The sequence below is a fragment of the Pseudomonas sp. GW821-FHT07F01 genome (genome assembly GCF_059418825.1).
This window is the reverse complement of the sequence record NZ_JBWKQO010000010.1, coordinates 105,070-131,493: the sequence shown is the minus strand read 5'-3', so window position 1 is coordinate 131,493 and position 26,424 is coordinate 105,070. Positions and strand designations below refer to the sequence as shown.

21 protein-coding genes are annotated in these 26,424 nt (G+C 61.6%); 5 read left to right on the top strand and 16 right to left on the bottom strand.

What is annotated here, in order from left to right; translation table 11 throughout:
- Positions 1–77: 77 nt before the first annotated feature.
- Positions 78–842: a GntR family transcriptional regulator gene (locus AC07R1_RS30580; protein WP_011060203.1), complete on the bottom strand. Its 765-nt coding sequence runs from the start codon at positions 840–842 to the stop codon at positions 78–80.
- Positions 843–1,161: 319 nt separating this feature from the next.
- Here AC07R1_RS30580 and AC07R1_RS30575 point away from each other — a divergent pair, with 319 nt between their 5' ends.
- On the top strand, positions 1,162–2,352 hold the full coding sequence (locus tag AC07R1_RS30575; RefSeq protein WP_015634764.1) for a benzoate/H(+) symporter BenE family transporter: 1,191 nt from the start codon (positions 1,162–1,164) through the stop codon (positions 2,350–2,352).
- Between the two features lie 190 nt (positions 2,353–2,542).
- On the opposite strand, the gene AC07R1_RS30570 is transcribed toward AC07R1_RS30575, so the two are convergent.
- Positions 2,543–2,887, bottom strand: coding sequence for a YggL family protein (locus tag AC07R1_RS30570; RefSeq protein WP_011060201.1), 345 nt, complete (start codon positions 2,885–2,887; stop codon positions 2,543–2,545).
- 234 nt (positions 2,888–3,121) lie between these two features.
- Between AC07R1_RS30570 and dacB the strand changes: the two genes are divergently transcribed.
- The gene (dacB, locus tag AC07R1_RS30565) at positions 3,122–4,582 is read left to right on the top strand and encodes a D-alanyl-D-alanine carboxypeptidase/D-alanyl-D-alanine endopeptidase (RefSeq protein ID WP_495111249.1); all 1,461 of its coding nucleotides are present in this window, start codon (positions 3,122–3,124) and stop codon (positions 4,580–4,582) included.
- 42 nt (positions 4,583–4,624) lie between these two features.
- On the opposite strand, the gene AC07R1_RS30560 is transcribed toward dacB, so the two are convergent.
- Both AC07R1_RS30560 and rlmKL read right to left on the bottom strand, forming a co-directional pair.
- Positions 4,625–7,024 (bottom strand): sensor domain-containing diguanylate cyclase, encoded by a 2,400-nt coding sequence (locus AC07R1_RS30560; RefSeq protein ID WP_495111248.1) that lies wholly within the window; start codon positions 7,022–7,024, stop codon positions 4,625–4,627.
- A 136-nt stretch (positions 7,025–7,160) separates the two neighbouring features.
- A complete protein-coding gene (gene rlmKL / locus AC07R1_RS30555) occupies positions 7,161–9,425 on the bottom strand; it encodes a bifunctional 23S rRNA (guanine(2069)-N(7))-methyltransferase RlmK/23S rRNA (guanine(2445)-N(2))-methyltransferase RlmL (protein WP_019093276.1) in 2,265 nt (754 codons plus the stop codon).
- A gap of 544 nt (positions 9,426–9,969) precedes the next feature.
- Between rlmKL and rmf the strand changes: the two genes are divergently transcribed.
- On the top strand, positions 9,970–10,185 hold the full coding sequence (gene rmf, locus AC07R1_RS30550; RefSeq protein WP_015634760.1) for a ribosome modulation factor: 216 nt from the start codon (positions 9,970–9,972) through the stop codon (positions 10,183–10,185).
- A 133-nt stretch (positions 10,186–10,318) separates the two neighbouring features.
- On the opposite strand, the gene AC07R1_RS30545 is transcribed toward rmf, so the two are convergent.
- The 9 genes from AC07R1_RS30545 to ppsA form a co-directional block, all read right to left on the bottom strand.
- Complete coding sequence (locus AC07R1_RS30545; RefSeq protein WP_011060197.1) at positions 10,319–11,338, bottom strand: quinone-dependent dihydroorotate dehydrogenase; 1,020 nt, start codon at positions 11,336–11,338, stop codon at positions 10,319–10,321.
- A 423-nt stretch (positions 11,339–11,761) separates the two neighbouring features.
- Entirely contained in the window at positions 11,762–12,739 is a 978-nt protein-coding gene (locus tag AC07R1_RS30540; RefSeq protein ID WP_011060196.1) for an OmpA family protein, read from the bottom strand.
- A gap of 107 nt (positions 12,740–12,846) precedes the next feature.
- Positions 12,847–13,437: an RNA polymerase sigma factor SigX gene (gene sigX, locus AC07R1_RS30535; protein WP_011060195.1), complete on the bottom strand. Its 591-nt coding sequence runs from the start codon at positions 13,435–13,437 to the stop codon at positions 12,847–12,849.
- 88 nt (positions 13,438–13,525) lie between these two features.
- Entirely contained in the window at positions 13,526–14,350 is an 825-nt protein-coding gene (locus AC07R1_RS30530; RefSeq protein ID WP_008048604.1) for a mechanosensitive ion channel family protein, read from the bottom strand.
- Positions 14,351–14,352: 2 nt separating this feature from the next.
- The gene (locus AC07R1_RS30525; RefSeq protein WP_011060193.1) at positions 14,353–14,598 is read right to left on the bottom strand and encodes a hypothetical protein; all 246 of its coding nucleotides are present in this window, start codon (positions 14,596–14,598) and stop codon (positions 14,353–14,355) included.
- 63 nt (positions 14,599–14,661) lie between these two features.
- Positions 14,662–15,657: a zinc transporter ZntB gene (locus AC07R1_RS30520; RefSeq protein ID WP_015634750.1), complete on the bottom strand. Its 996-nt coding sequence runs from the start codon at positions 15,655–15,657 to the stop codon at positions 14,662–14,664.
- A 25-nt stretch (positions 15,658–15,682) separates the two neighbouring features.
- Positions 15,683–16,174: a ribonuclease E activity regulator RraA gene (rraA, locus tag AC07R1_RS30515; RefSeq protein ID WP_011060191.1), complete on the bottom strand. Its 492-nt coding sequence runs from the start codon at positions 16,172–16,174 to the stop codon at positions 15,683–15,685.
- A gap of 247 nt (positions 16,175–16,421) precedes the next feature.
- Entirely contained in the window at positions 16,422–17,411 is a 990-nt protein-coding gene (locus AC07R1_RS30510; RefSeq protein ID WP_011060190.1) for an alpha/beta fold hydrolase, read from the bottom strand.
- Positions 17,412–17,513: 102 nt separating this feature from the next.
- Entirely contained in the window at positions 17,514–19,889 is a 2,376-nt protein-coding gene (ppsA, locus tag AC07R1_RS30505) for a phosphoenolpyruvate synthase (RefSeq protein ID WP_041116859.1), read from the bottom strand.
- 174 nt (positions 19,890–20,063) lie between these two features.
- Here ppsA and ppsR point away from each other — a divergent pair, with 174 nt between their 5' ends.
- Positions 20,064–20,882, top strand: a complete 819-nt coding sequence (gene ppsR / locus AC07R1_RS30500) for a posphoenolpyruvate synthetase regulatory kinase/phosphorylase PpsR (protein WP_011060188.1) — start codon at positions 20,064–20,066, stop codon at positions 20,880–20,882.
- Between the two features lie 48 nt (positions 20,883–20,930).
- Here the strand turns inward: ppsR and AC07R1_RS30495 are convergent, their stop codons facing one another.
- On the bottom strand, positions 20,931–22,355 hold the full coding sequence (locus tag AC07R1_RS30495) for an aminotransferase-like domain-containing protein (protein ID WP_194237341.1): 1,425 nt from the start codon (positions 22,353–22,355) through the stop codon (positions 20,931–20,933).
- Positions 22,356–22,448: 93 nt separating this feature from the next.
- Here AC07R1_RS30495 and AC07R1_RS30490 point away from each other — a divergent pair, with 93 nt between their 5' ends.
- A complete protein-coding gene (locus tag AC07R1_RS30490; protein ID WP_011060186.1) occupies positions 22,449–23,402 on the top strand; it encodes a DMT family transporter in 954 nt (317 codons plus the stop codon).
- Positions 23,403–23,520: 118 nt separating this feature from the next.
- Here AC07R1_RS30490 and prpD read toward each other — a convergent pair whose 3' ends face one another.
- Together prpD and prpF are read right to left on the bottom strand one after the other, a co-directional pair.
- On the bottom strand, positions 23,521–25,005 hold the full coding sequence (gene prpD, locus AC07R1_RS30485) for a 2-methylcitrate dehydratase (RefSeq protein ID WP_011060185.1): 1,485 nt from the start codon (positions 25,003–25,005) through the stop codon (positions 23,521–23,523).
- Between the two features lie 177 nt (positions 25,006–25,182).
- Entirely contained in the window at positions 25,183–26,373 is a 1,191-nt protein-coding gene (prpF, locus tag AC07R1_RS30480; protein ID WP_015634743.1) for a 2-methylaconitate cis-trans isomerase PrpF, read from the bottom strand.
- Between the last annotated feature and the right edge of the window lie 51 nt (positions 26,374–26,424).

Genomic DNA, 26,424 nt, shown 5'->3' with positions numbered 1-26,424 from the left:
GGGGCCGCAGAAACAAGAATCCCTCGCTCCGTGCAGCACACGAAGCGAGGGATTGCTTGAAACGCAAGGCTTGCAGCTTAGAGCTTGGCGCTTGGCCGCCCCGGTTTCTTGGTCTGCAGCAAGTGCGAGAACACCGCATGCAGGTCGTCCGAGGCACTTTCCTCGTCGAGGTTGAGCTTGCTGTCGATGTGGTCCATGTGGTGCATCATCAGGTTCACCGCCAGCTCGCCGTCCCGGGCTTCGATGGCATCGATCAGTTGGGTGTGCTCATCGTAGGAGCAGTGCGAACGGTTGCCGCTTTCGTACTGGGCAATGATCAGCGAGGTCTGGGACACCAGGCTGCGCTGGAAGCTGATCAGCGGGGCATTCTTCGCCGCTTCCGCCAGCTTCAGGTGAAACTCCCCGGAAAGGCGGATACCGGCACCACGATCGCCGCGGGAAAAGCTGTCGCGTTCCTCGTTGACCATCTGCCGCAACTCCAGCAACTGCTCGGCAGTGGCATGCTGCACGGCCAGTTCGGTAATGGCCCGCTCCACCAGGCGCCGGGCGAGAAATACCTGGCGGGCTTCCTCGACGCTCGGGCTGGCGACGACCGCGCCACGGTTGGGCCGCAGCAGGACCACGCCTTCATGGGCCAGGCGCGACAGCGCGCGACGGATGATGGTCCGACTGACTCCGAAAATCTCCCCCAGCGCCTCTTCGCTCAATTTGGTGCCCGGCGCCAGGCGCTGCTCGAGGATGGCCTCAAAGATGTGCGCGTAGACAATATCGTCCTGGGTTCCGCTGCGACCGGCTTTGCCTGCTCGCGGTTGTTTCTTGAGAGGTTGCAACTGTTCGTTCATGGGCACTCGGGTCGGGAGGACTGCGGCGATTTCAGCGTGACTTTAATACGCCACGGTGGGTCGCTGGCAAGTATCGCGTTAAAACAGGGGCACATTGTACACAACCCATGGCCATCACTAGCAAAAAGTGTTGTCGGGCCCGCGACTTGTTCAACGACTGTACGGCTATTTGTAGTCACGGCTGTATTGCAATGCAAAGTTACTTTTAAGTTTAGGCTTGGACCTTGAACCCCATTACTGGCCCATTGCTCGAGCCCGCCTCGATCAATGCGCGCCGGATGTGGTTTTTTGCGTCTTTCAAGAACAAGGAACAGCAGTAATGTCCGATGCCACTCCCGCGCAGCTACGCCCTCTGGCCGACACTTCGCCGTCTGCCATAGTGGCCGGCTTCATCGCCATGATGACCGGCTATACCAGTTCCCTGGTGCTGATGTTCCAGGCCGGGCAGGCCGCCGGGCTGACCAGCGGTCAGATTTCCTCATGGATCTGGGCCATTTCCATCGGCATGGCGGTGTGCAGCATCGGCCTCTCCCTGCGCTATCGCACCCCCATCACCATCGCCTGGTCGACCCCCGGCGCCGCCCTGCTGATCACCAGCCTGTCCGGAGTGACCTACGGCGAAGCCATCGGCGCCTATATCACCTGCGCCGTGCTGGTGACCCTGTGCGGCCTGACAGGCAGCTTCGAGCGGCTGATGAAAAAGATCCCGGCGTCCCTGGCGGCGGCCCTGCTGGCGGGGATCCTGTTCAAGATCGGCAGTGAAATCTTCGTCGCCGCCCAGCACCGCACCGGCCTGGTGCTGGGCATGTTCCTCACCTACCTGGTGGTCAAGCGCCTGTCGCCGCGCTATGCGGTACTGGCTGCGCTGCTGATCGGTACGGCCTTGTCCGGGGCCATGGGCCTGCTGGACTTCAGCGGCTTTCACCTGGAAGTGGCGACCCCGGTATGGACCACGCCGCACTTCTCCCTGGCCGCCACCATCAGCATCGGCATTCCGCTGTTCGTGGTGGCCATGACCTCGCAGAACATGCCGGGGATCGCCGTGCTGCGGGCCGACGGCTACAACGTCCCGGCTTCGCCGCTGATCACCGCCACCGGGTTGGCCTCGCTGCTGCTGGCGCCCTTCGGCTCCCATGGCATCAACCTGGCGGCCATCAGTGCCGCCATCTGCACCGGCCCCCATGCCCATGAGGATCACAGCAAGCGCTACACCGCGGCGGTGTGGTGCGGGATTTTCTACGGCATCGCCGGGGTCTTCGGCGCCACCCTGGCGGCGCTATTCGCCGCCCTGCCCAAGGAGCTGGTGCTGTCCATCGCGGCCCTGGCGCTGTTCGGTTCGATTATCAACGGTCTGAGCATCGCCATGAGCGAAGTGAAGGAACGGGAAGCGGCGCTGATCACCTTCATGGTCACGGCGTCGGGGCTGACGCTGTTCTCCATCGGCTCGGCGTTCTGGGGAATTGTTGCCGGGGTGGTGACCCTGATGATCCTGAACTGGCGCAGCGCCTGAAGGGCTTCGCTGGCAAGCCGGCTTCTACACCGACCGGCGCTCGCTCACGCGCCGGCTTGCCGGCGAACGGCGCCCACGACAACGCCCGGGGCTGGCCCGTGGCAGAGGCAAGGATACAAAGGGGAAAATCGACAGGTTGCCCTCGGGCAACAACGCATGAGCGACCCGGACGGGTCGCTCATGCATGACATCACGCGACTGGGTTGATCGCGTTGTCCGGGTACCACACGTCCAGCAGCGGACTGACTTCAACGGTGGTCAGCTCGGTGCGCGCCTTGAGCCAGGCTTCAACGGTGGCACGTTGCTCTTCGCTGACGGAACCGCGCTTGCTCAGGCAAACCAGACCGAAGTCGTCGCCGCCTACATAGCCCAGGCCGTTGGCTTCCATCGCTTCTTTGAGGAATGCGTCGAGGAAAGCGTCGATAGCTTCGTCAGCCAGACCTTCTTTGAAATCCAGGTTCAGCTCAAAACCCAGCTCCTGAAATTCATCTACGCAGAGTTTTTTGCGCAGACGGCGGGAACGGTTAGTGGCCATGGAACAATCCTCATAAGTAATAACGGGCGGCACTTTACCAGTTTAGGCAGGCGATTGCCTGACTCTATGAGGATGCAACCCTGCCATTGGTAAAAAAAATACCGCCCCAGCGGCCCGTGGCACGGCACAAGCCGCTATACCTTGGGGCATAATGCCGACACTTTCATGACCACTGAGGGATTTTATCTGCATGCCCTCGCCTTTTTTCCCCTCGACTGCAGGGTTCCATTTCATATGATCAAATCGTTGCGTCCTCTGTTGCTGGCCAGTGTTTTTCTCCCCCTGGCCTTTCCCGTTTCCGCGGCTCCGGTCAACACCACCCTGCCCCCCAAGGTCCAGCAAGCCCTCAAAGCCAGCAAACTTCCGGATAACGCCCTGTCCCTGGTGATGATTCCCCTGAACGGCCCCGGCACCCCGACCATCTTCAACGCCGATGTATCGGTGAACCCGGCCTCCACCATGAAACTGGTGACCACCTACGCAGCCCTGGAAATGCTCGGCCCGACCCACCAGTGGAAAACCGAGTTCTACACCGACGGCACCCTAAGCGGCGGCATCCTCAATGGCAACCTGTACCTCAAGGGCGGCGGCGACCCCAAGCTGAACATGGAGAAGCTCTGGCTGCTGATGCGTGACCTGCGGGCCAATGGCGTACAGCAAGTCACTGGCGATCTGGTGCTGGACCGCAACTTCTTCGTGCAGCCGCAACTGCCGGAATTCAATGACGATGGCAACGACGAGAACAAGCCGTTCCTGGTCAAGCCGGACGCCCTGATGGTCAACCTCAAGGCCCTGCGCTTCGTTGCCCGCAATGACTCAGGGCGGGTCCTGGTTTCGGTGGAGCCGCCGATCGCCAAGATCCGCATCGACAACCAGGTCAAGGCGGTCAACACCAAGCAGTGCACCGGAGACGTGCGCTACAACCCAGTCACCCAGGCCGATGGCAGCGTGATCGTGACCGTCGGCGGGCAGTTGGGTGATGGCTGCAGTTCCCAGACTTACCTGTCGCTGCTGGACCACGCCACCTACACCGCCGGCGCGGTGCGGGCGATCTGGAGCGAGCTGGGCGGCAGCATCCAGGGCCAGGATCGCCTGGCCGTGGTACCCAAGGATGCCAAGGTCCTGGCCCGCGCCTTCTCCCCGGACCTCGCGGAAATCATCCGCGACATCAACAAATACAGTAACAACACCATGGCCCAGCAGTTGTTCCTGAGCCTGGGGGCCAAGTACCGCAACGAAGCCGATGGCGACGACGCCAAGGCGGCCCAGCGTGTGGTGCGCCAATGGCTGGCGAAGAAAGGCATCACCTCGCCGCACCTGGTGATGGAGAACGGTTCCGGCCTGTCGCGTGCCGAGCGGGTCAGTGCCCGGGAAATGGCCGGCCTGTTGCAAGCGGCGTGGAAAAGCCCCTACGCCGCCGAGTTCATCAGCTCGATGCCGATCGCCGGCATGGACGGCACCATGCGCAAGCGCCTCAAGCGCACCGCCATGTCCGGTGAGGCGCACATCAAGACCGGCACCCTGAACACCGTACGCGCCATCGCCGGCTACAGCCGCGACGACAACGGCAATACCTGGGCGGTGGTGGCAATCCTCAACGATCCACGGCCATTCGGCGCCTCTTCGGTGCTCGACCAGGTCCTGCTGGACCTGTACCGCCAGCCGAAACTGGCGACCAGCGCTTCGGTGCTGTAAGCGGCGATGCTGGCGGCGGCAAGCCTTGCGCGCCGCCAGTGTTCACGGCTGTTCCATCAGGACCCGGTCCCGCCCCGCCTGCTTGGCGGCATAGACCGCAGAGTCGGCCCGCAGCAGCAGCTCATCTGCACCCTCCCCCGCACGCCAACTGGCGATACCGAAACTGGCGGTGACACTCTCCACCGGCCCGATCGGCGAACTGCGCACACCGTGCCACAGCTCCTGCGCCAGAATCAGCGCTTGCTGGCCGCTGGTGTCCGGGCACAGGACCATGAACTCCTCTCCCCCCAGACGGCAGAAGACGTCGATGCGCCGCAGGCGCCGGCCGATGCGCTCGCACAACCCGCGCAGCACCTGATCCCCCACACCGTGACCGTACTGATCGTTGATCCGCTTGAAATGGTCGATGTCCAGCATGATCACCGCCATGACGCCACCACCTCGCTCCAGGCGGTGCATCTCGGCCTGTAGCCGCTCCTGGAAATAGCGCCGGTTGTGGATACCGGTCAGGGAGTCGGTGACCGACAATGCCCGCAGTTCCTCCTCGACCCGCTTGAGATCGGAGATATCCGATATATAGCCGTGCCAGAGCACACCGCCGCCCCGCAGGCTTTCCGGGCTCGCTGCACCGCGCATCCAGCGCACCCCCCGCTGCGGCAGGCAGACCCGGTACTCCTCGCGCCAGGGACTGAGCTGCTGCGCCGAAACCCGGATCGACTCACGCACCCGCTCCACATCCTCAGGATGGATGCGCTCGAATGCCGCCTCGGCATCCTGCTGCAGCAGTTGCGGCTCGATCTCGTAGATCTCGCGCAGGCCATCGCTGGCATAGGGAAAACTGGTATGCCCGTCGGCGTCCAGCTTGAACTGATAGATCCCGCCGGGCACGTGGGCGCTGAGCCGTTGCAGCAAGCGGTCACGGGCGGCCAGGGCTTCATGCACGCGCTTGCGTTCGGTGATATCGATGCAGATGGCCAGATGGCCGATCCACAACCCCTGGTCGTCGAGCACCGGGGTAGCCAGCATGTTGACTTGCAGATGGCTGCCGTCACGCCGCACCAGGGTCCATTCCCGGGCCTCATGCCCGCCGGCCATGCCCTCTTCCACCAGCATCGCCTGGGACACCGGGATGGCTTTGCCGTAACGCTGGGTGAGGCTCTGGGCCCAGCTTTCCAGCTCTTCGGGCAGGTGCAGGCTTTCCAGGGTCAGGTGCCCCACCGCCTCACTGCTGCTGTAGCCGAGCATCTGCTCGGCCCCGGCATTGAAAGTGCTGATCACTCCGCGCAGGTCGGTGGCAATGATTGCTACCTGAGTGGCGGCATTGAGCACGCAGCGCAACTGGCTGTGGGTGCCGCGCAACGCCTGCTCGCTGCTACGCAGCTCCTCGGTGCGCTGCTCCACCAGGGCCAGAGCCCGTTGACGCTGGCTGACCAGGACGTAGAGCAAGGCGCTGAGCAGCAGGCTGAGCATGCCGCCAAGAATCACCAGGCTACCCAGGGCTGAATGGTTGGCGTGCAGGAAGGCCGCGCTGGGGCGGATGTCCACTTGATAGTCCCGGTCCGCCAGGCGCAGCAGGCGGCTGGCGGTCAGGCTGCTGCTGATGGGCGGGTTGTTCGACTCGTAGAGCACCTCGTGCTGGCCCTCGGTGGACAGGTCGAGAATCCGCACCGACAGGTTATCGCTGGCAGGAACCGGCAGGCCGTCCGCCACCAGTTGCCGCAGGCTGATGATCGCCAGAACATAACCGTAGGGCCGGTCCTGGGGGGCGGAAGCATCCTGCGCGCGCCTGACCGGCGCCGCCAGCAGCACCCCTCGCGCATAGGCCTGGTCCACGGCCACCAGTTGCAAAGGCGGAGAGACCGCCAGGCCATTGAGTTCCCGAGCACGTTCCAGGGTGGCTCGGCGCAGGGGTTGAGCCAGGAGGTCGTAACCCAGGGGCGACCCCAGGGGGCTCTGGGTCTGGCTGTACAGCACCGGCGCGTAGTCATCGTGCTCGCCGGCCGGCTCCATCTGGCCCGTGGCATTCAACTGCAAAATGGAAAAACCCGGCAGCCCCTGATCGCGAATCGACTGCTCGAACTCCGGGCGCTGGGCGCGGCTCACCAGAGGCGCCCAGGCATAGGCCTGGGTGCGGCGTAACAAGGGTTTGGCGTAGCCATCGAAATCCTGGCGGGTCACCAGGTCGGAATTGACAAAGAAGCGCCGCAAGCCGTCCAGGCGTTGCTCCTGGTCTTGAAAGCGTTCTTCGATGCGGCTGTAGCGTTCGCCGGCCAGCAACTGGAAGCGCTGGCGCACCTGCTGCTTGTTCAGGCTGTAGGTGGACCAGGCCAAGAGCCCGGTGAGGATGCCGCCCGCAACCAGGACCAGCACCGCCACCAGCCAGGCAGATACCTCTTCACTTATGAAACCCAGGATTTTCGGGCGTACAACATGCAGAGGCATAAGCAGAACTCATCACGCCAGCGAGTTTGGGCATCATCCGGACCAAGTGTGAGTTATAGCTATTAGCCACTAATTTGACCAGCGCTAAACAGCCCCCGAAACCTGAAAAAACAGGCCTCGGGGACATATCCGGCCATCAGCGCGCGGTGACTTTCCAGGCACGATGGATTTTGCCGTTACGGGCGAAATCCGGGTCGATGGTTTTCGCCGTGATCTCCTCGATCTGGTAGCGCGCGGCGAGGTTTTCATCCAGCTGGAACTTGCGGAAGTTGTTGGAGAAATACAACACGCCCCCCGGCGCCAGGCGCGCCATGGCCAGGTCCAGCAACTGCACCTGGTCACGCTGCACGTCGAACACCCCTTCCATGCGCTTGGAGTTGGAGAAGGTCGGCGGGTCGATGAAGATCAAGTCGAACTCGTCACGGCAGCTGTCCAGCCAGGCCATCACATCGCCCTGCTCCAGGCGGTTCTTGTCGGAGAAACCGTTGAGCGAGAAATTGCGGCGTGCCCAGTCCAGATAGGTTTTCGACAGGTCGACGCTGGTGGTGCTGCGCGCGCCGCCCTTGGCCGCGTGCACACTGGCGGTGGCGGTGTAGCAGAACAGGTTGAGGAAACGCTTGCCCGCCGCCTCTTGCTGAATACGCATGCGCATCGGCCGGTGATCGAGAAACAGCCCGGTATCCAGGTAGTCGGTAAGGTTCACCAGTAGCTTGATCCCGCCTTCACGAACTTCGGTGAACTGGCCCTGGGCACTCTGGCGCTCGTACTGCTTGGTGCCGCTCTGGCGCTCGCGACGCTTGATCACCACCCGGCTCTTGTCGACATTCAACGCCTGGGGAATCGCCGCCAGGGCATCGAACAGACGTGCCTGGGCCTTTTCCGGGTCCACCGATTTGGGCGCCGCGTATTCCTGCACGTGCACCCAATCCTGGTAGAGGTCGATGGCCAGGGAGTATTCCGGCATGTCGGCATCGTAGACACGGTAGCACTCGATGCCCTCGCGCTTGGCCCACTTGCCCAGTTGCTTGAGGTTCTTTTGCAGGCGGTTGGCGAACATCTGCCCACCCTCGCTCAGGCGCGCCTGCTCGACCACGGGAGCAGGAGCCGGGGCCGGCTTGATCGGGTTGCCATTCTTGTTGTACTGGCGCACGGGGGCTTCGTCCGCGGCGGCCTGGGCCTGCTCGCGTTCCACCTGGCGCTGCTCGGCGGTGCGGCGCTCGCCGGTGACGAACTGATCCGGCAGGACCTTGATCAGCAGCAGCTTGCAGGGCAAGGCGCCGTTCCAGAACGAGTACTGTTTGTGGCTGCGGATGCCCATGCGCTTGCCCAGGTCCGGGGCGCCGGTGAACACCGCCGCCTCCCAGTTCAGGCAGGCCTGGCGCAGGCGCTCGCCGAGGTTCTGATAGAGGTACAGCAGGCTGGCTTCGTCACCCAGGCGCTCGCCGTAGGGTGGGTTGCAGATCACCAGGCCTTTCTGGTTCTGGTCCGGGCGCGGCTCGAAGGTGCCCACTTCGCCCTGGTAGATCTTGATCCACTCGCTCAGGCCGGCGCGCTCTACGTTGTTGCGGCCGGGCTGGATCAGACGCGGGTCGGCTTCGTAGCCGCGGATCCACAGCGGTGGCTTGGCCAGGCCGGCCTGGGCCCGGGCCAGCGCTTCGTCGTGCAGCTTGCGCCACAGCGCCGGCACGTGGCCGAGCCAGGCAGTGAAGCCCCATTGTTCACGCTTGAGATTGGGGGCGATGTCCGCGGCGATCATCGCCGCCTCCACCAGGAAGGTACCCACGCCACACATCGGGTCGGCCAGGGCGCCGCCTTCGGCAGCGATGCGCGGCCAGCCGGAACGGATCAGGATCGCCGCCGCCAGGTTTTCCTTGAGCGGCGCGGCGCCTTGCTGCAGGCGGTAGCCGCGCTGGTGCAGGCTGTGGCCGGAGAGGTCCAGGGAGAGGATGGCTTCGCCGCGGTCCAGGCGCAGGTGGATGCGCAGGTCGGGGTTGAGCTTGTCCACCGAAGGGCGCTCGCCGGTCGGAGTGCGCAGCTTGTCGACAATGGCGTCCTTGACCTTCAGGGCGCCGAAGTGGGTGTTGTCGATGCCCGAGCCATGGCCGCTGAACTCCACGGCCAGGGTGCCGTCGGCCAGCATGTGGTCCTGCCAGTCGACATCCAGCACGCCGTGGTAGAGATCCTCGGCGTCCTTCATCGGGAAGCGCTTGAGCACCAGCAGCACCCGGTTGGCCAGGCGCGACCACAAGCACAGGCGATAGGCTGTCTCCATGTCGGCCATGCCGCGCACGGCAGAAGTGTGCTCACGCGCTTGCTCAAGGCCAAGCCCGACGGCTTCCTCGATCAGCAGGCCTTCAAGGCCTTTGGGACAGGTGAGGAAGAGTTCGTAACGATCCGACATGGGAATACCAGGGCCTTTAGCAATAAGTGAACGGGCAACGCATCGCCCGTTCGGTTTTCAATCAAGCGCTTTTCTTCAAGAGCGCTCGTGTGGCGCGAAACTGCGCCGTCCCACCCCGGCAGGCTGGCTTTCTTGCAGGGCAAAAGAGCTTAGAGGCCGGGACAGATAAAAAGTCAGGGCAACAAAATGACATAAGTCGACCCTTCGTCGAATAGTAGTTGAGTGCAACCGTTCGACATTCTCACTAAAGCATTAACCTCATCATCTAGTGAGAGGCTGATCACAGGGGGCTTTGCGTGACAGGCACGATACAAAACCGCCCCAGGCTTATGGCCTGGACAGCATTATCGTTACGTCCTTATGACAAAACGATCATTCACTTGCTGTGACCTATTGGTTAGAACTCAACACAGGTTGGCGCCGCAACGGCGTCAACATCAAGGCTCGCGACGCCGGCAGCGAGCACCAACGGCAGAAGCAATCTGCCCGACCTCAACGAAGGTCGACGGGACATAAAGCAGTCAACAAGTGAGGGAAACACCCTATGAGAAGACTAAAGCGTGATCCGTTGGAAAAAGCGTTTTTACGCGGATATCAGTATGGCGTTAATGGCAAGTCCCGTGAGCTTTGCCCATTTACTCTACCGTCGGTGCGCCAAGCCTGGATTAACGGCTGGCGAGAAGGACGCGGCGACAACTGGGACGGTATGACAGGCACTGCGGGCATCCACAGACTCAACGAACTTCGCGCTGTCGGCTGATCAGGGCACATTCCGACACCTAAAACTTGAATAGATGACGACTTAACCACGCACGCCCCATCCGGGCGGCGGGCTTCGGCCCAGGGGCTCCTTCGAGGAGCCCTTTTTTATGCCCGCGTGCCGTCCTTCCCTCTCAACCCATGGCCGCGATGGCATCCACCGACTCGCGAATCAGCGCCGGCCCCTTGTAGATGAACCCCGAATACAGCTGCACCAGGCTGGCGCCCGCAGCGATCTTCTCAGCCGCGTGCTTGCCTTCGGTGATGCCGCCCACGGCGATGATCGGCAAACGGCCGGCCAGTTCAGCAGCCAGTACCTTGACCGTGTGGGTGCTCTTTTCCCGTACCGGTGCGCCGGACAGGCCGCCGGCCTCGGCGCCGTGCTCTAGGCCTTCGACACCTTCACGGCTCAAAGTGGTGTTGGTGGCGATCACTGCGTCCATGCCGGTTTCAAGCAGGGCGCGGGCCACTTCCACGGTTTCCTCGTCGCTCATGTCCGGAGCGATCTTGATGGCCAGCGGTACACGCTTGCCGTGGATCGCAGTCAGTTCCTGTTGGCGCTGGCTCAAGGCCGCCAGCAGTTGCTTGAGCGACTCGCCAAATTGCAGGCTGCGCAGGCCCGGGGTATTGGGCGAGCTGACGTTGACCGTGACATAGCTGGCGTGGGCATAGACCTTGTCCAGGCAGATCAGGTAATCATCCACCGCCCTCTCCACCGGGGTGTCGAAGTTCTTGCCGATATTGATCCCCAGCACGCCTTTGTATTGCGAGGCCGCGACCCGTGCCAGCAGGTTGTCGACCCCCAGGTTGTTGAAGCCCATGCGGTTGATGATGGCCTCGGCCTGGGGCAGGCGGAAGATCCGCGGCTTGGGGTTGCCCGGTTGCGGGCGTGGGGTGACGGTGCCGATCTCGACAAAACCAAACCCCAATTGGGCGAAGCCGTCGATGGCTGCGCCGTTCTTGTCCAGGCCCGCAGCCAGCCCTACCGGGTTCGCAAACTCCAGGCCCATGACCTTGACCGGCATCTGCGCCGGGGCCTTGCACAACAGCCCGTTAAGGCCCAAACGCCCGCCCGCGCCGATCAGGTCCAGGGACAGATCGTGGGAGGTTTCCGGGGAGAGTTTGAACAACAGCTGGCGGGCCAGGGTATACATGGGCGGGATGAACTCGGTTGGCGGCGAAATAGGGCGCCGATTATAGCCGGCCCCGGGGCTTGCAGGCGAGGCGCGAAGTGAAATCCCCGCCGGGCTGGCATATGCCTTGCACTCTCATGTGCATGCAGACCTCGGCCAAGGGCGGCTGAGGTGCGAGGACAATGGCGTCGTCACCCGTCCCGGCTTCACCCGGTCAGCGGGTACGACGCTTTTTGATGCAAGGTGCCACGCCATGACCGATCTTCCCAACACCCCGCCGGCCTGGGTCAACGGCAGCGATGCCCCGGAAAAGTCCGCCATCGACCTGGGCTTCGCGGCGCACCATAGACCGGTTACTGGCCTACGATGACCCGCACCGGGAAGACAAATCGCAGGCAAAGAAAAACCCGGCCTAGGCCGGGTTTTTCCAAGCTACAAGGCTAATTACTTAGCTTGAGCTTCTACCGAGGCTTCTACGCGACGGTTAACTGCGCGACCAGCTTCAGTTGCGTTGTCGGCAACTGGGCGGGACTCACCGTAACCAACGGATTGAACGCGGTTAGCGCCAACGCCGTACTGGTTAACCAGAACTTGTTTAACGGCGTTTGCACGACGCTCAGACAGCTTCTGGTTGTAAGCGTCAGGACCGACGGAGTCAGTGTGACCTTCAACAACGGTGGTGGTCTGTGGGTACTGCTTCATGAAGTCAGCGAGGTTCTTGATGTCAGCGTAGCTGTTAGGCTTGACGACCGACTTGTCGAAGTCGAACTTCACGTCCAGCTCAACACGAACCACTTCAGCAACTGGAGCTTCTGGAGCTGGCTCTGGAGCTGGAGCTGGTGCTACTGGAGCTGGAGCGACTTTGCCGCCGCTGCCACCGAAGTTCACACCCAGACCGATGGTAGGAGCGTAGTCCCACTTGCCGTTGTCCAGCTTGTAGTCAGCTTCAACGCCAGCACGGGCGAACAGGTTGTCGGTGATGTACCACTTAACACCAGCGCCTGCAGTCAGGAAAGTCGACTGGTCGCGACCGCTGTGGCCGTCGGCCTCAACGTTGGTCATGCTCTTGTGAGCAACACCGCCGGAAACGTATGGACGCAGAGCGTCACCCACGGTACCAAAGTGGTACTGAGCGTTCAGGCCGAAGTTGTCGCCTTTGATTTTCTGGTTACCAGTACCGTCGTTGGAACGGGTGTGGTTGGTCTTGTCGTAGGTGGCGTTCAACGACAGATCGTCGGTCAGGAAGTAGCCGATCGATGCGCCTGGGTTGAAGCCGTCTTCAACGTGATTAACGCTGTCGTTGTACTGTTTTTTGTAAAACAGTTCACCCTCGACCGCGCCTTGGCCTTGCGCCAGAACGCCGAACGAAGTCACGGCAACAATAGAACCAATGGCAATGCCCAAGGTGTTTTTCAGTTTCATCCGTTAAATCCCCATCTGGTGATTGTAAAGCAGTCCCACATACCGGGGGACAACTCGGCGGTAAGTCTATCAGAACTCACCTAGACGTAAGAGATATTTGCGCCGAACTAAGTTTCAGCAATACCTGCAAATTTCTCACGCAATTTATCAAGAGCACGTTTGTAACGCATCTTTGTAGCACTCAACCCCATATGCATGATGTCCGCGATCTCTTGAAATTCCAGCTCTGCGACAAATCGTAGCACCAGAATTTCCCGATCAATCGGGTTCACATGCACCAACCAGCGATCAAGTCCACCCTTTTCCTCAGGTTTCGGCGCCTTCTCTTCAGACGCCTCCTCGAGGGGGTCAAGACTTAAAGCGTCCATCAACCGACGCTTGCGCCGCTCCTTGCGATACTGCGTGATGCATTCGTTGTACGTGATGCTATATAGCCATGTCTTGAACTTCGATTTACCCTCAAAGTTCTTAAGGCCATACAGCACCTTCAACATCACTTCCTGACAGACATCATCCGCATCCCGATCGTTCCCCAGATAACGTGCACAAACATTAAATAGGGTCCTCTGATAGCGCCGCATCAACTCTTCATAGGCGCGTGTTACGTGAAACAGCTCCGTATGTGAGCGCGCAACCAACTCCTCATCAGAGAGCTCACGGGGGTCATAGCGCGTGGATAGCGATTGGGTTTTATTCAAAACGAGTCGTGCCGACAGTCAGGTCAATGTCCGCCGCAGCCCGATGACGAGCATTTTGCGGCGGCATACATTAGCAGGGTTTGCCGGGTTAGCGGCTACTTACATGCTGCTCCAGCAGGATCCGATTGGAGAGAGAGACTAGCTCACCCTCATCGGTCAGCAATGTAGTTTTAACCGTGCCAATCTCTTCGATCTGGCCTTCGACCTCACCAACGCGTACTTGTTGCCCAACCTGATACAACTCACGCACATAGATTCCCGCAAGAATCTGCCCGGCAATTTCCCGGCTTCCCAACCCCATGGCCAGTGCAACAGCCAGACCAACGGTAATCAATACAATGACGATCACATGGTTGAGCAGGTCGGTTTTGACCTCCAACTGACTGATCGCCACGGAAATACTGATGATGATCACCAGCCCCTGAGCAATTCGCCCCAGGCCGCTGGCGTAATCCAGGCCTACGCCTTCTGCGGCGCCGCGCACCAGGCCATTGGCCAGTTGCGCCAGCAAAACCCCCACCAGCAACACCAGCGCAGCACCGAAAACCTTCGGTAAATACAGCGCAAGCATATCGAGCGTAGCCGAAACTCGCTCAAGGCCAAGGGATTCAGCAGCAGAAACCAGAAAAATCAGCAAAACGAACCAATAGACGATCTTGCCGATCAGGGTCGAGATGGGTACCTGCAAACCCGCACGAGACAGCAACTTGGTCAGGCCGGTGCCGCCCATGAGGCGATCCAGGCCCAGCTTGGCCAGCAATTTCGAGAGCAGGGTATCGAGCAGCTTGGCCACCACGAAGCCCAGCAACAGCACCACCAACGCGCCGAACAGGTTCGGAATGAAGTTCGCCACCTTGGTCCACAAGGCGGTCATCGCCGTGACGAGGCTCTGCGTCCAGAGATCCAGTTCCATATTCAATCAGCCTTATCAGCAGTGCGAGCAGAAGATTTACGACGAGAAACCGGCGCAATATGAGCCGATCCGTTATTCAATGCGATCATCAGCGCCGGCAGCCAGCGGCCCAGAAGGCTGAACAGATCCCCCGCCCCCACCTGACGGTTGGCGGTTTTCAGTACGCGGCCCAGGCAGGCATCGTCATCGCGGCTCGATGGCGAGGCTTTGAGCATGTCACGCAAAGACTGTTCAAACGGATCGTGCATACGCACCTCTGGTGATGTCTGAAAAAGACGCGATCAGATTTATTCGGGTCACATGAAGCATCATCACACCCAGCGCAAACGACGAAACAACCACCATTGCCCCACGGCCACCGCCACCAATAAAAGGCAGGCGATGATGAAGCCATAAGGGCTGGCCGAGAACGGAATGCCGCCCACGTTGATCCCCAAAAGGCCGGTGAGAAAACTCATCGGCAGAAAGATCCCGGTAATGATCCCGAAGCGGTACATGGTGCGATTCATGCGCACGCTCAAACGCCGGTCTTCGGCCTCCAGCACAAGCCCCACGCGCTCTCGGGTCAATTCCAGCTCTTCCAGGTAACGGGTCAGACTGTTGTGCAACTCGTTCCAGTAATCACCATCATCCACGGCGAACCAGGGCAGTTTTATCCGGCTCAACTGGGCGAAGATATCCCGCTGCGGAGCCAGGAAGCGCTTGAGCCCGGCAGCCCGCCGACGGATCTGCAAAATGCTGCCGTGCTCGGGGGTATACCGTTCGTCGGCATCCAGTTTTTCTTCCTCGCCATCGACCACTTCCGAGAGGTCGCTGACCAGATTCTGCACCTTGTGGGTCAGGTACTCGGCCATATAAAGGAGGAGTTCGGCAGACGTCTTCGGCCCTCGGCCCTCGGCAAGCTGCACCAGCAGCTCATCGGTGGCGCGCAACTGACGCAGGCGCAATGAAATCACCCGCTGGGCAGAGGCAAAGATCCGCACCGAGACCATGTCTTCCGGCTCGGCCCCCGGGTTCAGGTTGATACCCCGCAGAAACAGCAGCAACTCCGAGTCCGGGAGCGCCAGCAAGCGTGGCCGGGTGTTTTCCTCCAGCAGCAGGTCACAGCTGAACTCGCTCAGGCCGCTGGAGCGACGCAACCAGGTCTGGGTCTGCGGATGGCTGCGATCCCAATGCAGCCACAGGCTTTCATGGGCCTGCAGTTGCAGGTCGTCGAGCTCAGTCCGGGCAATCGAACGCGCACCGCCTTCACCATCCAGCACCAGGGCATGTACCAGCCCCCATTGCGCGTTTTCTTCCTCGAACATCCGCATCCCTTGTCAGGTCGATTGTTTATTCAGGCATTTTCAGCGGGCTTGGCGAAACGATCACGCCATTGTTGTCGGCGTAGACATACTCGCCAGGGCGGAAAGTCACACCGGCAAAGGTCACCGCCACATTGAGGTCGCCGATGCCGCGCTTGTCAGTCTTCATCGGGTGGCTGGCCAGGGCCTGGACGCCAAGATCGGTCTGGGCGATGACATCCACATCACGGATGCAACCGTAGATCACCAACCCTTCCCAACCGTTTTTTGCGGCTTTCTCGGCCAGCATGTCGCCCAGCAGGGCGCGGCGCAGCGAGCCGCCACCATCCACCACCAACACCTTGCCCTGCCCCTTGAGTTCCACTTGTTCCTTGACCAGCGAGTTGTCCTCGAAGCACTTGATGGTGACGATTTCACCACCAAAGGAATCGCGACCACCGAAATTGCTGAACATCGGCTCTACCACCTGCACCAGGTCCGGGTAGGCGTCGCACAGGTCGGGAGTGAGGTAATGGTTCATCGAGAAACTCCTGTAACAGAAAGAACACGATCGAAGGTGTCGGTGCTGCCTTATATAGATACGCGCCCAGACCGCAGATGTTTAACCTGCAAGGCCTGATGAGCGAACCCGCCTGCCCCGTATTTTCGCAGCCAGGCCAGCGGAACGGAAAGCCGACTCAATAACTGAATGTGACCAGAACAGCTCAATGCGTCATATCTTAGCCGCAAGCGCTATCGAGCGAAATGCCCTTGTCAGAGCCTTCGCCTCAAACCGCAGCCACGGGTTCGGCAACAGAAACCAGCAATGGAGCCTGCTGATCCTTGAGCCAGCACGCGACCAGCGGCCAGACCTCAGTCTGCGCCGGTTTGCTCACCAGCATCTCGACGTGACCGAAATTACCGCTGAATCCCTGCTCGCGCCCCAGGCAGACAAATTGTTTCTGCTCGCTGCCCAACTGCTCGAACAACTTGCGACAGGCCCAGGTCGGATCCTGATGATCCCCTGCGGCACTGACTGCCAGTGCCGGCACCGTAACCTGCGCCAGGCCCGCCCACCAATCCTTGTCGGCATCGCCGAAACGACCAAACAATCCATGCCAGCGCATGCTCTCCAGAGCCAGGCCGATGGGCTCGTCCTCGGGGCCGCGCTTGAGCCGCGAGCCGGACAACTGGGCAAAGCGCTTGATCACCAGGCGCCCACCCCACTCCACCATCGGGATCTTCAAAGGCCAGTAGGTACGGCTGATCTGGGTACCGAAAAACGCCGCCGAAGCCACGCCCGCATCACCCAGGTACTGCCCGCCCAAGGCCGCCGCCAGGGTAGTGCCGCCCAGGGAATGACCGATCCAATGGGGAACCTGCACACTTTGCTCACGGACGAAGGCGGCAATTGCCGGCAAATCGTACCGAGCGTAGTCGGCGACACGGTTCTTGCGGTAGTCGGCATTGCGGCGCGACAAACCGTGACCGCGCATTTCAGGAATCCACACATCGAATCCCGCGCGGGCCAGATAGGCCCCCAGCCCGATGCCCTTGGGCGAATACCAGAAACGTCGATTGGAAAAGCTGCCATGCAGCAGGACCACGGGGATCCCCCGGGCTTCAGGCTCATCGGCCAGCCCCAGGCGGGTGACGGCCAACTCCACGGAAGGGTCGGGACTGTTGCCGGGCTTCAAGCGATAGACATCTTCGCTGAGGTCGCCTCGACGCTCGGCACTGATCAAGGCGACCGGAAATAGGTTGCTGCTGCTTTGCATATTCTTCTTGCACAAAAAAGGGCGGCATCCAGAAGAAGCACGCCCTGCTTGAATCTTCAAGAGCCAGCCAGCCTTGCGACCGACCGACTCTGCACTCACCGATTACGCCGCGCCCTGACCTTCAGCCAGGAAGAACCAGGTTTCCAGTACCGAGTCCGGGTTCAGCGAAACGCTTTCAATGCCCTGCTCCATCAGCCACTTGGCCAGGTCCGGGTGGTCCGAAGGCCCCTGGCCGCAGATGCCGATGTACTTGCCAGCCTTGTTGCAGGCGGCAATGGCATTGGCCAGCAGCTTCTTGACCGCAGGATTACGCTCGTCGAACAGGTGGGCGATGATCCCCGAGTCACGGTCCAGGCCCAGGGTCAGTTGGGTCAGGTCGTTGGAGCCGATGGAGAAACCATCGAAGTACTCGAGGAACTCGTCAGCCAGAATGGCGTTGGACGGCAGTTCGCACATCATGATCACGCGCAGGCCGTTCTCGCCGCGCTTGAGGCCGTTTTCAGCCAGCAGATCAACTACTTGGCTGGCCTCGCCCAGGGTGCGCACGAACGGCACCATGATTTCGACGTTGGTCAGGCCCATCTCGTTGCGCACGCGCTTCAGGGCGCGGCATTCGAGTTCGAAGCAGTCACGGAAGGATTCGCTGATGTAACGCGAAGCACCGCGGAAGCCCAGCATCGGGTTCTCTTCTTCCGGCTCGTAGAGCTTGCCACCGATCAGGTTGGCGTATTCGTTGGACTTGAAGTCCGACAGACGCACGATGACCTTCTTCGGTGTGAACGCCGCAGCCAGGGTGCTGATGCCTTCAACCAGCTTGTCGACGTAGAAGTCCACAGGATCGTGGTAGCCGGCAATACGCTTGTCGACGCTGTCCTTGATCTCTTGTGGCAGCCCGGCGTAGTTCAGCAGTGCCTTGGGGTGCACGCCGATCATGCGGTTGATGATGAACTCCAGGCGGGCCAGGCCCACGCCGGCGTTCGGCAGCTGGGCGAAGTCGAAGGCACGGTCCGGGTTGCCGACGTTCATCATGATCTTGAACGGCAGCTCCGGCATGGCATCCACCGAGTTCTGCTTGATGTCGAAGCCCAGTTCGCCTTCGAAGATGAAACCGGTGTCGCCTTCAGCGCAGGAAACGGTCACGCCCTGGCCATCTTTCAGCAGCTCGGTGGCGTTGCCGCAACCCACTACTGCCGGAATGCCCAGCTCGCGAGCGATGATTGCTGCGTGGCAGGTCCGGCCACCGCGGTTGGTGACGATGGCGCTGGCGCGCTTCATCACCGGCTCCCAGTCCGGGTCGGTCATGTCGGAGACCAGCACGTCGCCGGCCTGGACCTTGTCCATCTCGGACACGTCCTTGATGATCCGCACCTTGCCGGCGCCAATGCGCTGGCCGATGGCACGGCCTTCCACCAGCACGGTGCCGGTTTCCTTGAGCAGGTAGCGCTCCATGACATTGGCCTGGGTACGGCTCTTCACGGTTTCCGGACGGGCCTGGACGATGTACAGCTTGCCGTCGTCGCCGTCCTTGGCCCATTCGATGTCCATCGGGCACTGATAGTGCTTCTCGATGATCATCGCCTGCTTGGCCAGCTCGCTGACTTCAGCATCGGTCAGGCAGAAACGCGCGCGATCGGCGGCGTCCACGTCCACGGTTTTCACCGAGCGACCAGCCTTGGCTTCGTCGCCGTAGATCATCTTGATCGCCTTGCTGCCCAGGTTGCGGCGCAGGATGGCCGGACGACCGGCTTCAAGGGTGTTCTTGTGGACGTAGAATTCGTCCGGGTTGACCGCGCCCTGGACCACGGTTTCACCCAGGCCATAGGCGCCGGTGATGAAGACCACGTCACGGAAGCCCGATTCGGTGTCGAGGGTGAACATCACGCCGGCGGTGCCGGTTTCCGAACGCACCATGCGCTGCACACCGGCAGACAGGGCCACCAGCTTGTGGTCGAACCCCTGGTGCACGCGGTAGGAAATGGCGCGGTCGTTGAAGAGCGAGGCGAACACTTCCTTGGCAGCGCGAATCACATTGTCCACGCCACGGATATTGAGGAAGGTTTCCTGCTGGCCGGCAAAGGAGGCGTCCGGCAAGTCTTCGGCGGTGGCCGAGGAACGCACGGCCACGGCGATGTCGGGATTGCCCGCCGACAGTGCGGCGAAGGCGGTACGGATCTCGGTGTTGAGGCGCTCGGGGAACTCGGCCTCCATGATCCACTGACGGATCTGCGCGCCGGTCTTGGCCAGGGCGTTGACGTCATCGACATCCAGCGCATCGAGCGCTGCATGGATCTGGTCGTTCAGACCACTCAACTCAAGAAAATCACGATAAGCCTGAGCTGTCGTGGCGAAGCCACCAGGGACCGATACGCCCGCACCTGCGAGGTTGCTGATCATCTCGCCCAGGGATGCGTTCTTGCCCCCCACATGCTCAACATCGTGTTTGCCGAGCTTATCGAGGGAAACTACGTACTCTACCAAGGTGATCTCTCCACTAACTGTGTTGGAAAAGCTCAGAAGCCGGCTGCTCCAGGGAGCGTTTGCCCGCTATATGGCCTGGACCTGGAAAATAAGTGAGAATGCGGGCCATTCCCGGCCGACAAATCGCGCCTATCATATCCAAGAATCGTCACTAGCTTAAGGCCCAAGCCGCAAATGAAACGATCTGCTTTCTTTATCTCCGACGGTACCGGCATCACAGCGGAAACCCTCGGCCAGAGCCTGTTGGCGCAGTTCGAAAACGTTACCTTCAGCAAATTCACGCGGCCGTATATCGACAGCATGGAAAAAGCGCGGGCCATGGTACAACAAATCAATATAGCCGCCGAAAAAGACGGCCATCGCCCGATTATCTTCGACACCATCGTCAATCAGGACATTCGTGAGATCCTCGCGACCTCCAATGGTTTCATGATCGACATCTTCTCGACCTTCCTCGCGCCCCTGGAACAGGAGCTGAGCGAACACTCCTCCTACTCCGTCGGCAAATCCCACTCCATTGGCCACAACTCCAACTACATGGAGCGGATCGAGGCGGTGAACTTCGCCCTGGACAACGACGACGGCGCCCGCACCCACTACTACGACAAGGCCGACCTGATCCTGGTGGGCGTGTCGCGTTGCGGCAAGACCCCGACCTGCCTGTACATGGCCATGCAATTCGGCATCCGCGCGGCCAACTACCCGCTGACCGAGGAAGACATGGAGCGCCTGCAGCTGCCCAATGCCCTGCGCGCCCACAAGCACAAGCTGTTCGGCCTGACCATCGACCCCGACCGCCTCACCGCGATCCGCAACGAGCGCAAGCCCAACAGCCGCTATTCCAGCTACGCCCAGTGCGAATTCGAAGTGCGCGAAGTGGAAAACCTGTTCCGCCGCGAAAACATCCCCCACATCAATTCCACCCATTTCTCGGTGGAAGAGATCTCGGCCAAGATCCTCGTGGAAAAAGGCGTGGAACGGCGCTTCAAGTAACCTCTGCGCGACCGAAGGCGAGGCCCGCACTGCCCCTCGCCTGCCGCCCTACCAGCGGGACAGCCCGCTCTCCTGCTTCAAGGCCGCGGCCAACGCGGCAAAGCCGTCCTGTAGCCGACGATCATCCGCGGAGGTATTGCAGACACTGGCCCGGACGAATTGCGGCACCGCCGCCTGGCCCACGGCAAAGGCTTCGGCAGTGGCCACCAGGTATCCCTGATGCTTGAGATCCGCCTCGATTTCAGAGGCACGCCACGGCTCCGGAACCCTGATCCAGAAATGCGGGCAACCCTCCGGACTGCGCCACTCCAGCCCCTGCAACACCTCCGTGACCAGCTCCTTGCGCCGGGCGATTTCGGCCATCTGCTGCTGACGCAGGCGCTCGGCAACTCCCGTGTCGATCCAGCCCGCTACCAGCTCCAGCGGCAAAGGCGTGGCCATCCAGCAGGTGGCGCGTACCGCTGCGGCCAAACGTCCCACCAGGGGCGACGGCGCATGCAGAAAACCGACCCGCAGCCCTGACGCCACGGCCTTGCTCAGACTGCTGATCAGCACCGTGCGCTCCGCTGCGAAATGGGCCAGGGGCGCCGGGCGCCGCTCCATCAGCACGGCGTGGGTTTCATCCTCCAGAATCAACAGGTTATGCCGGCGACAGAGCTCCGCCACGGCCTCGCGCCGCGCAGCGGACTGCACCGAAGCCGTGGGGTTTTGCAGGGTCGGGGTGCAATACAGCGCTGAAATGCGGTGCTGCCGGCACGCTTCGTCCAGGGCCTCCGGCAACAGCCCCTGTGCGTCCATCGGCAACCCCAGGAGCTTGATGCCCAACATTCGCGCCGTGCTGATCAGGCCCGGATAGGTCAGGTGTTCAGTGGCCAGGGTATCGCCGGGCTTGAGCAGTGCCAGCAAGGCGACATGCAAGCCGTGCTGGGCGCCGTTGACGCAAATCACCTGCTCGGGATCCGCCTGCAGGCCATCCTGGGTCAGCCAGCGCGCACCCGCGGCGCGATACCGCGCCAGACCGGCCTCGGCGCTGTAACGGGCGATTTGCTGCAGCCCCAAAGGATCTTCTGCCAAGGCCCGCAAGCCCTGAGCGATGAAATGGTTTTCCTGGCCGGGAATATGGGTGTTGCGGCTCATGTCGAACAGCGCCTCCGGCTCCTCGGCGACGTTGCGAAAGCCGCTGTCGCGCTGGCGCTGCAAACCGTCCTGGCGCACATAAGTACCATCGCCGACCCGTGCCACCACCTGTCCCAGGCGTTCCAGCTCGGCGTACGCGCGGCTGATGGTGCCAATGGTCACGCCCAGCTTGTCCGCCAGCAGGCGATGGGGCGGCAGCTTGCTACCGGGGGCCAGCGTACCGTCGGCAATGGCCTTTTCCAGGGTCTCGGCCAGTCGCTTGTACTTGGCGCCCACCCCTTCCTGCAATGCGGAACGCATCATTGACACCGTGTCAATACTTACTTTGACAGCCATCATTTTCACCAATAGCGTTGCTCAAGGGCTCAATTACCGCAAATGACTCGCCCAATATAGAGGTCAATTGCCCATCACGAAAGGAATGCCAGCGTGAATACCAGCACCGTCATATCCGACACCCGGGCCCTGCCCCGCCCCTGGCTTGCCACCCTGGTGACCTGCACCCTGTTCCTGATTGTCTGCCTGAGTTGGGGCACCACCTGGCTGGGCATCAAGATTGCGGTGCAAAGCGTGCCGCCACTGACCGCCGCCGGCCTGCGCTTTCTGATTGCCTTTCCGCTGTTCGCCTGTTTTGCCTGGCTGCGCCGCGAGCCGCTGATGTTTCCCAAGGGCAGCCGGGGCTTCCTGGCATTCGTCACCCTGTGCTACTTCAGCCTGCCCTACACCCTGCTCAACTACGGCGAGGTACACGTTTCCTCCGGCCTGACCGCGCTGCTGTTCAGTTGCATGCCGGTGTTCATCCTGATTTTTTCCGCCCTGCTGCTGCGGGAGAAGATTCACCTAGCGCAACTGCTCGGCATCGCCATCGGCTTTGCCAGCCTGTTCCAGATCATTCGCGGCCAGGGCCTGCTCAGCGACCACAATGAACTCTCGGGAGTACTGGCAATTCTCGGCGCGGCGCTGCTGCATGCACTGTGTTACGTGGTCACCAAGAAACACGGCAGCGCCATCAGCGTCATCACCTACAACACCTTGCCGATCGGCATCGCCGGTCTACTGCTGTGCCTGGCGGGGTTGGGGATCGAGCACCCGGACTTTTCCGCCATCAGCCCGCGTTCCTGGGGCGCCCTGCTGTATCTGGGGCTGGCGGCTTCGGTGGGTGGGTTCATTGTCTATTTTTTCCTGCTGAAACGACTGAACCCGGTGATCCTGTCCTTCGTGTTCATCATTTTTCCGGTGTTCGCGGTGATCATCGGCGCCTGGTACGAAGGCCAGAGCCTGTCCCGGGACCTGCTGCTGTATTCCTCGACCTTGCTCGGCGGTTTCGCCATCACCAAACTGCCCCTGGACAAATGGCTGTCCGGAAAGCCCGCCCGACGCTAAAGAGATTCTGTAGGAGCGAGCTTGCTCGCGAAGGCTTTGAGGACACCGCGTCCGCCCAGCGAGCCCGCGTCATCATTGACGTTCATCGCGAGCAAGCTCGCCCCTACAAGGGTGGGTTTCAGATCACCAGCAGGTCGACGAACCGGTGCACCGGCGTCGCCTCAAGCCGCGCCTGATCCTTGCACAGCTGGAAAATCTGCGTCGAACGCTGGGCCGTGAAACGCGTGGCCAGGTTGGCCTTGAACTTGTCTTCCAGCAGCGGGATGCCTTCGGCGCGGCGGCGCCGGTGGCCAATGGGGTATTCCACCGCGACCTGCTCGGTGCTGGAGCCGTCCTTGAAGAACACCTGGATCGCATTGGCAATGGAGCGCTTGTCGGCCTCCAGGTATTCACGGGTGTAGCGAGGCTCTTCGACGATGTGCATCTTCTCGCGCAACTGATCGATGATCGGGTGCGCGGCATGGAAATCGTCCTCGTAATGCTCGGCCACCAGGGTGCCGAAGGCCAGGGGCACGGCGGTCATGTATTGCAGGCAGTGGTCGCGGTCGGCGGCATTGGCCAGCGGCCCGACCTTGGAAATGATGCGGATCGCCGACTCATGGGTGGTGATGACGATGCGGTCGATTTCGTGCAGGCGGTTGCGCACCAGAGGATGCAAGGTCACCGCCGCTTCGCAGGCCGTTTGCGCATGGAATTCTGCCGGGAAACTGATCTTGAACAGCACGTTTTCCATCACGTAGCTGGCGTATTTCTGCGTCAGGCTGAACTGCCGCTGGCCCTCGGGTTTGAGCGCCAGGTCCTTGTTGGTATGGCTGAACAGCACGTCATAGAAGCCCCACTGCGGCGCCGTCAGGACGCCGGGAATGCCCATCTCGCCACGCAGGGCGATATCCGCCAGGCGCACTCCACGGCTGGAGGCATCCCCCGCCGCCCAGGATTTGCGCGAACCGGCATTGGGTGCATGGCGATAGGTGCGCAGCGCCTGGCCATCGACAAAGGCCTGGGACAGTGCCGCCAGCAACTGCTCGCGATTGGCCCCCATCAGCTTGGCGCACACCGCGGTGGAAGCCACTTTCACCAGCAGCACATGATCGAGGCCGACACGGTTGAAGGAGTTTTCCAGGGCAATCACGCCTTGAATCTCATGAGCCATGATCATGGCCTTGAGCACATCATTCATGGTCAGCGGTGCTTCGCCATTGGCCACGCGCTTTTGTGACAGGTGATCGGCCACCGCGAGAATTCCCCCGAGGTTGTCCGAGGGGTGGCCCCATTCGGCCGCGAGCCAGGTGTCGTTGTAGTCCAGCCAGCGCACGATGCAGCCGATGTCCCAGGCCGCCTTCACCGGGTCGAGGCGATAGCTGGTGCCGGGCACCCGGGCACCGAAAGGCACCACGGTGCCTTCGACGATCGGCCCCAGGTGCTTGGTGCATTCGGGAAAACGCAGGGCCAGCAGGCCGCAGCCCAGGGTGTCCATCAGGCAATTGCGTGCGGTATCGAGGGCTTCTCGGGAGTCGATGGAATAATCCAGGACGTAATCGGCAATGTCCTGCAGGACCTGGTCGTAATCGGGACGGTTGTTCAGGTCAACGTTGCTGCTCATGTGCGCTTCACTCCAGTACAGGATGGTAGGTGGTGTCGATTCCTCAGTGACAGGTTCAGGTCAATAACGGCATCGCAGGTCTGCGCCTGCTCAGCGATTCAATCACAACCAGCGGCTGTGGCGAGGGAGCTTGCTCCCGCTGGACAGCAAGCCCCTCCACAGCAAGCGCTTCTCTTCCTAGAAACTGTCGCCGGGCACTCGCACCCAGCCTTCCATCAGCACCCGCGCGCTGCGGCTCATGATGGCCTTGACCACCGTCCAGTCACCGCCGCTTCGGGTGGCTTCGGCGCCGACGCGCAAGGTGCCCGAGGGATGGCCGAAACGTACCGCGCTGCGCGCGCCACCACCGGCCGCCAGGTTGACCAGGGTCCCGGGGATCGCCGCCGCGGTACCTATGGCCACCGCCGCGGTGCCCATCATCGCGTGGTGCAGCTTGCCCATGGACATGGCCCGCACCAGCAGGTCAACGTCCCCGGCCTTGATCGCCTTGCCGCTGGAGGCCTGGTAGTCCGCAGGCGCGGCGACAAAGGCCACTTTCGGCGTGTGCTGGCGCTGGGCGGCTTCATCCAGGTGTTTGATCAGGCCCATGCGCAGGGCGCCATGGGCGCGGATGGTCTCGAACATCGCCAGGGCCTTGGGGTCGCCATTGATATCGCCCTGCAGCTCGGTACCGCGATAGCCGATGTCTGCCGCGTTGACGAAGATCGTCGGAATCCCGGCATTGATCAGGGTCGCCTTGAAGGTGCCGACACCGGGCACTTCCAGGTCGTCCACCAGGTTGCCGGTGGGGAACATCGAACCGCCCGCACCCTCTTCCTCGGCTGCAGGGTCAAGGAACTCCAGCTGCACTTCGGCCGCCGGGAAAGTCACGCCGTCCAGCTCGAAGTCGCCGGTTTCCTGGACCTCGCCGTTGGTGATCGGCACGTGGGCGATGATGCTCTTGCCGATATTGGCCTGCCAGATGCGCACCACCGCCACGCCGTTCTGCGGAATGCGCGCCGGGTCCACCAGGCCGCTGCTGATGGCGAAGGAGCCCACTGCCGCCGAGAGGTTGCCGCAGTTGCCGCTCCAGTCGACAAAGGCCTTGTCGATGGCCACCTGGCCGAACAGGTAGTCGACGTCGTGGTCGGCCTTGATGCTCCTGGACAGGATCACCGTCTTGCTGGTGCTGGACGTGGCGCCGCCCATGCCGTCGATCTGCTTGTCATAGGGATCGGGGCTGCCGATCACCCGCAACAGCAGGGCATCACGAGCTGCGCCCGGCAGTTGGGCCGCCTCGGGCAGGTCCTGCAGGTTGAAGAACACGCCCTTGCTGGTGCCGCCACGCATATAGGTGGCGGGAATCTTGATCTGCGCTACGAATGCCATGAATTTCAGGTCCCGATAATGACCGGGGGCGGCGCCTTGCGGCCCGCCCCC

What these genes read in the sequence shown, in the direction of transcription:
- AC07R1_RS30570 (WP_011060201.1), bottom strand. Translation starts at nt 2,887, where the DNA reads ATGGCCACTAACCGTTCCCGCCGTCTGCGCAAAAAACTCTGCGTAGAT.
- AC07R1_RS30525 (WP_011060193.1), bottom strand. Translation starts at nt 14,598, where the DNA reads ATGCACGATCCGTTTGAACAGTCTTTGCGTGACATGCTCAAAGCCTCG.
- AC07R1_RS30580 (WP_011060203.1), bottom strand. Translation starts at nt 842, where the DNA reads ATGAACGAACAGTTGCAACCTCTCAAGAAACAACCGCGAGCAGGCAAA.
- AC07R1_RS30575 (WP_015634764.1), top strand. Translation starts at nt 1,162, where the DNA reads ATGTCCGATGCCACTCCCGCGCAGCTACGCCCTCTGGCCGACACTTCG.
- AC07R1_RS30510 (WP_011060190.1), bottom strand. Translation starts at nt 17,411, where the DNA reads ATGCAAAGCAGCAGCAACCTATTTCCGGTCGCCTTGATCAGTGCCGAG.
- AC07R1_RS30530 (WP_008048604.1), bottom strand. Translation starts at nt 14,350, where the DNA reads ATGGAACTGGATCTCTGGACGCAGAGCCTCGTCACGGCGATGACCGCC.
- rlmKL (WP_019093276.1), bottom strand. Translation starts at nt 9,425, where the DNA reads ATGTCGGATCGTTACGAACTCTTCCTCACCTGTCCCAAAGGCCTTGAA.
- AC07R1_RS30540 (WP_011060196.1), bottom strand. Translation starts at nt 12,739, where the DNA reads ATGAAACTGAAAAACACCTTGGGCATTGCCATTGGTTCTATTGTTGCC.
- ppsR (WP_011060188.1), top strand. Translation starts at nt 20,064, where the DNA reads ATGAAACGATCTGCTTTCTTTATCTCCGACGGTACCGGCATCACAGCG.
- rraA (WP_011060191.1), bottom strand. Translation starts at nt 16,174, where the DNA reads ATGAACCATTACCTCACTCCCGACCTGTGCGACGCCTACCCGGACCTG.
- dacB (WP_495111249.1), top strand. Translation starts at nt 3,122, where the DNA reads ATGATCAAATCGTTGCGTCCTCTGTTGCTGGCCAGTGTTTTTCTCCCC.
- prpD (WP_011060185.1), bottom strand. Translation starts at nt 25,005, where the DNA reads ATGAGCAGCAACGTTGACCTGAACAACCGTCCCGATTACGACCAGGTC.
- rmf (WP_015634760.1), top strand. Translation starts at nt 9,970, where the DNA reads ATGAGAAGACTAAAGCGTGATCCGTTGGAAAAAGCGTTTTTACGCGGA.
- AC07R1_RS30545 (WP_011060197.1), bottom strand. Translation starts at nt 11,338, where the DNA reads ATGTATACCCTGGCCCGCCAGCTGTTGTTCAAACTCTCCCCGGAAACC.
- AC07R1_RS30495 (WP_194237341.1), bottom strand. Translation starts at nt 22,355, where the DNA reads ATGGCTGTCAAAGTAAGTATTGACACGGTGTCAATGATGCGTTCCGCA.
- prpF (WP_015634743.1), bottom strand. Translation starts at nt 26,373, where the DNA reads ATGGCATTCGTAGCGCAGATCAAGATTCCCGCCACCTATATGCGTGGC.
- AC07R1_RS30520 (WP_015634750.1), bottom strand. Translation starts at nt 15,657, where the DNA reads ATGTTCGAGGAAGAAAACGCGCAATGGGGGCTGGTACATGCCCTGGTG.
- AC07R1_RS30560 (WP_495111248.1), bottom strand. Translation starts at nt 7,024, where the DNA reads ATGCCTCTGCATGTTGTACGCCCGAAAATCCTGGGTTTCATAAGTGAA.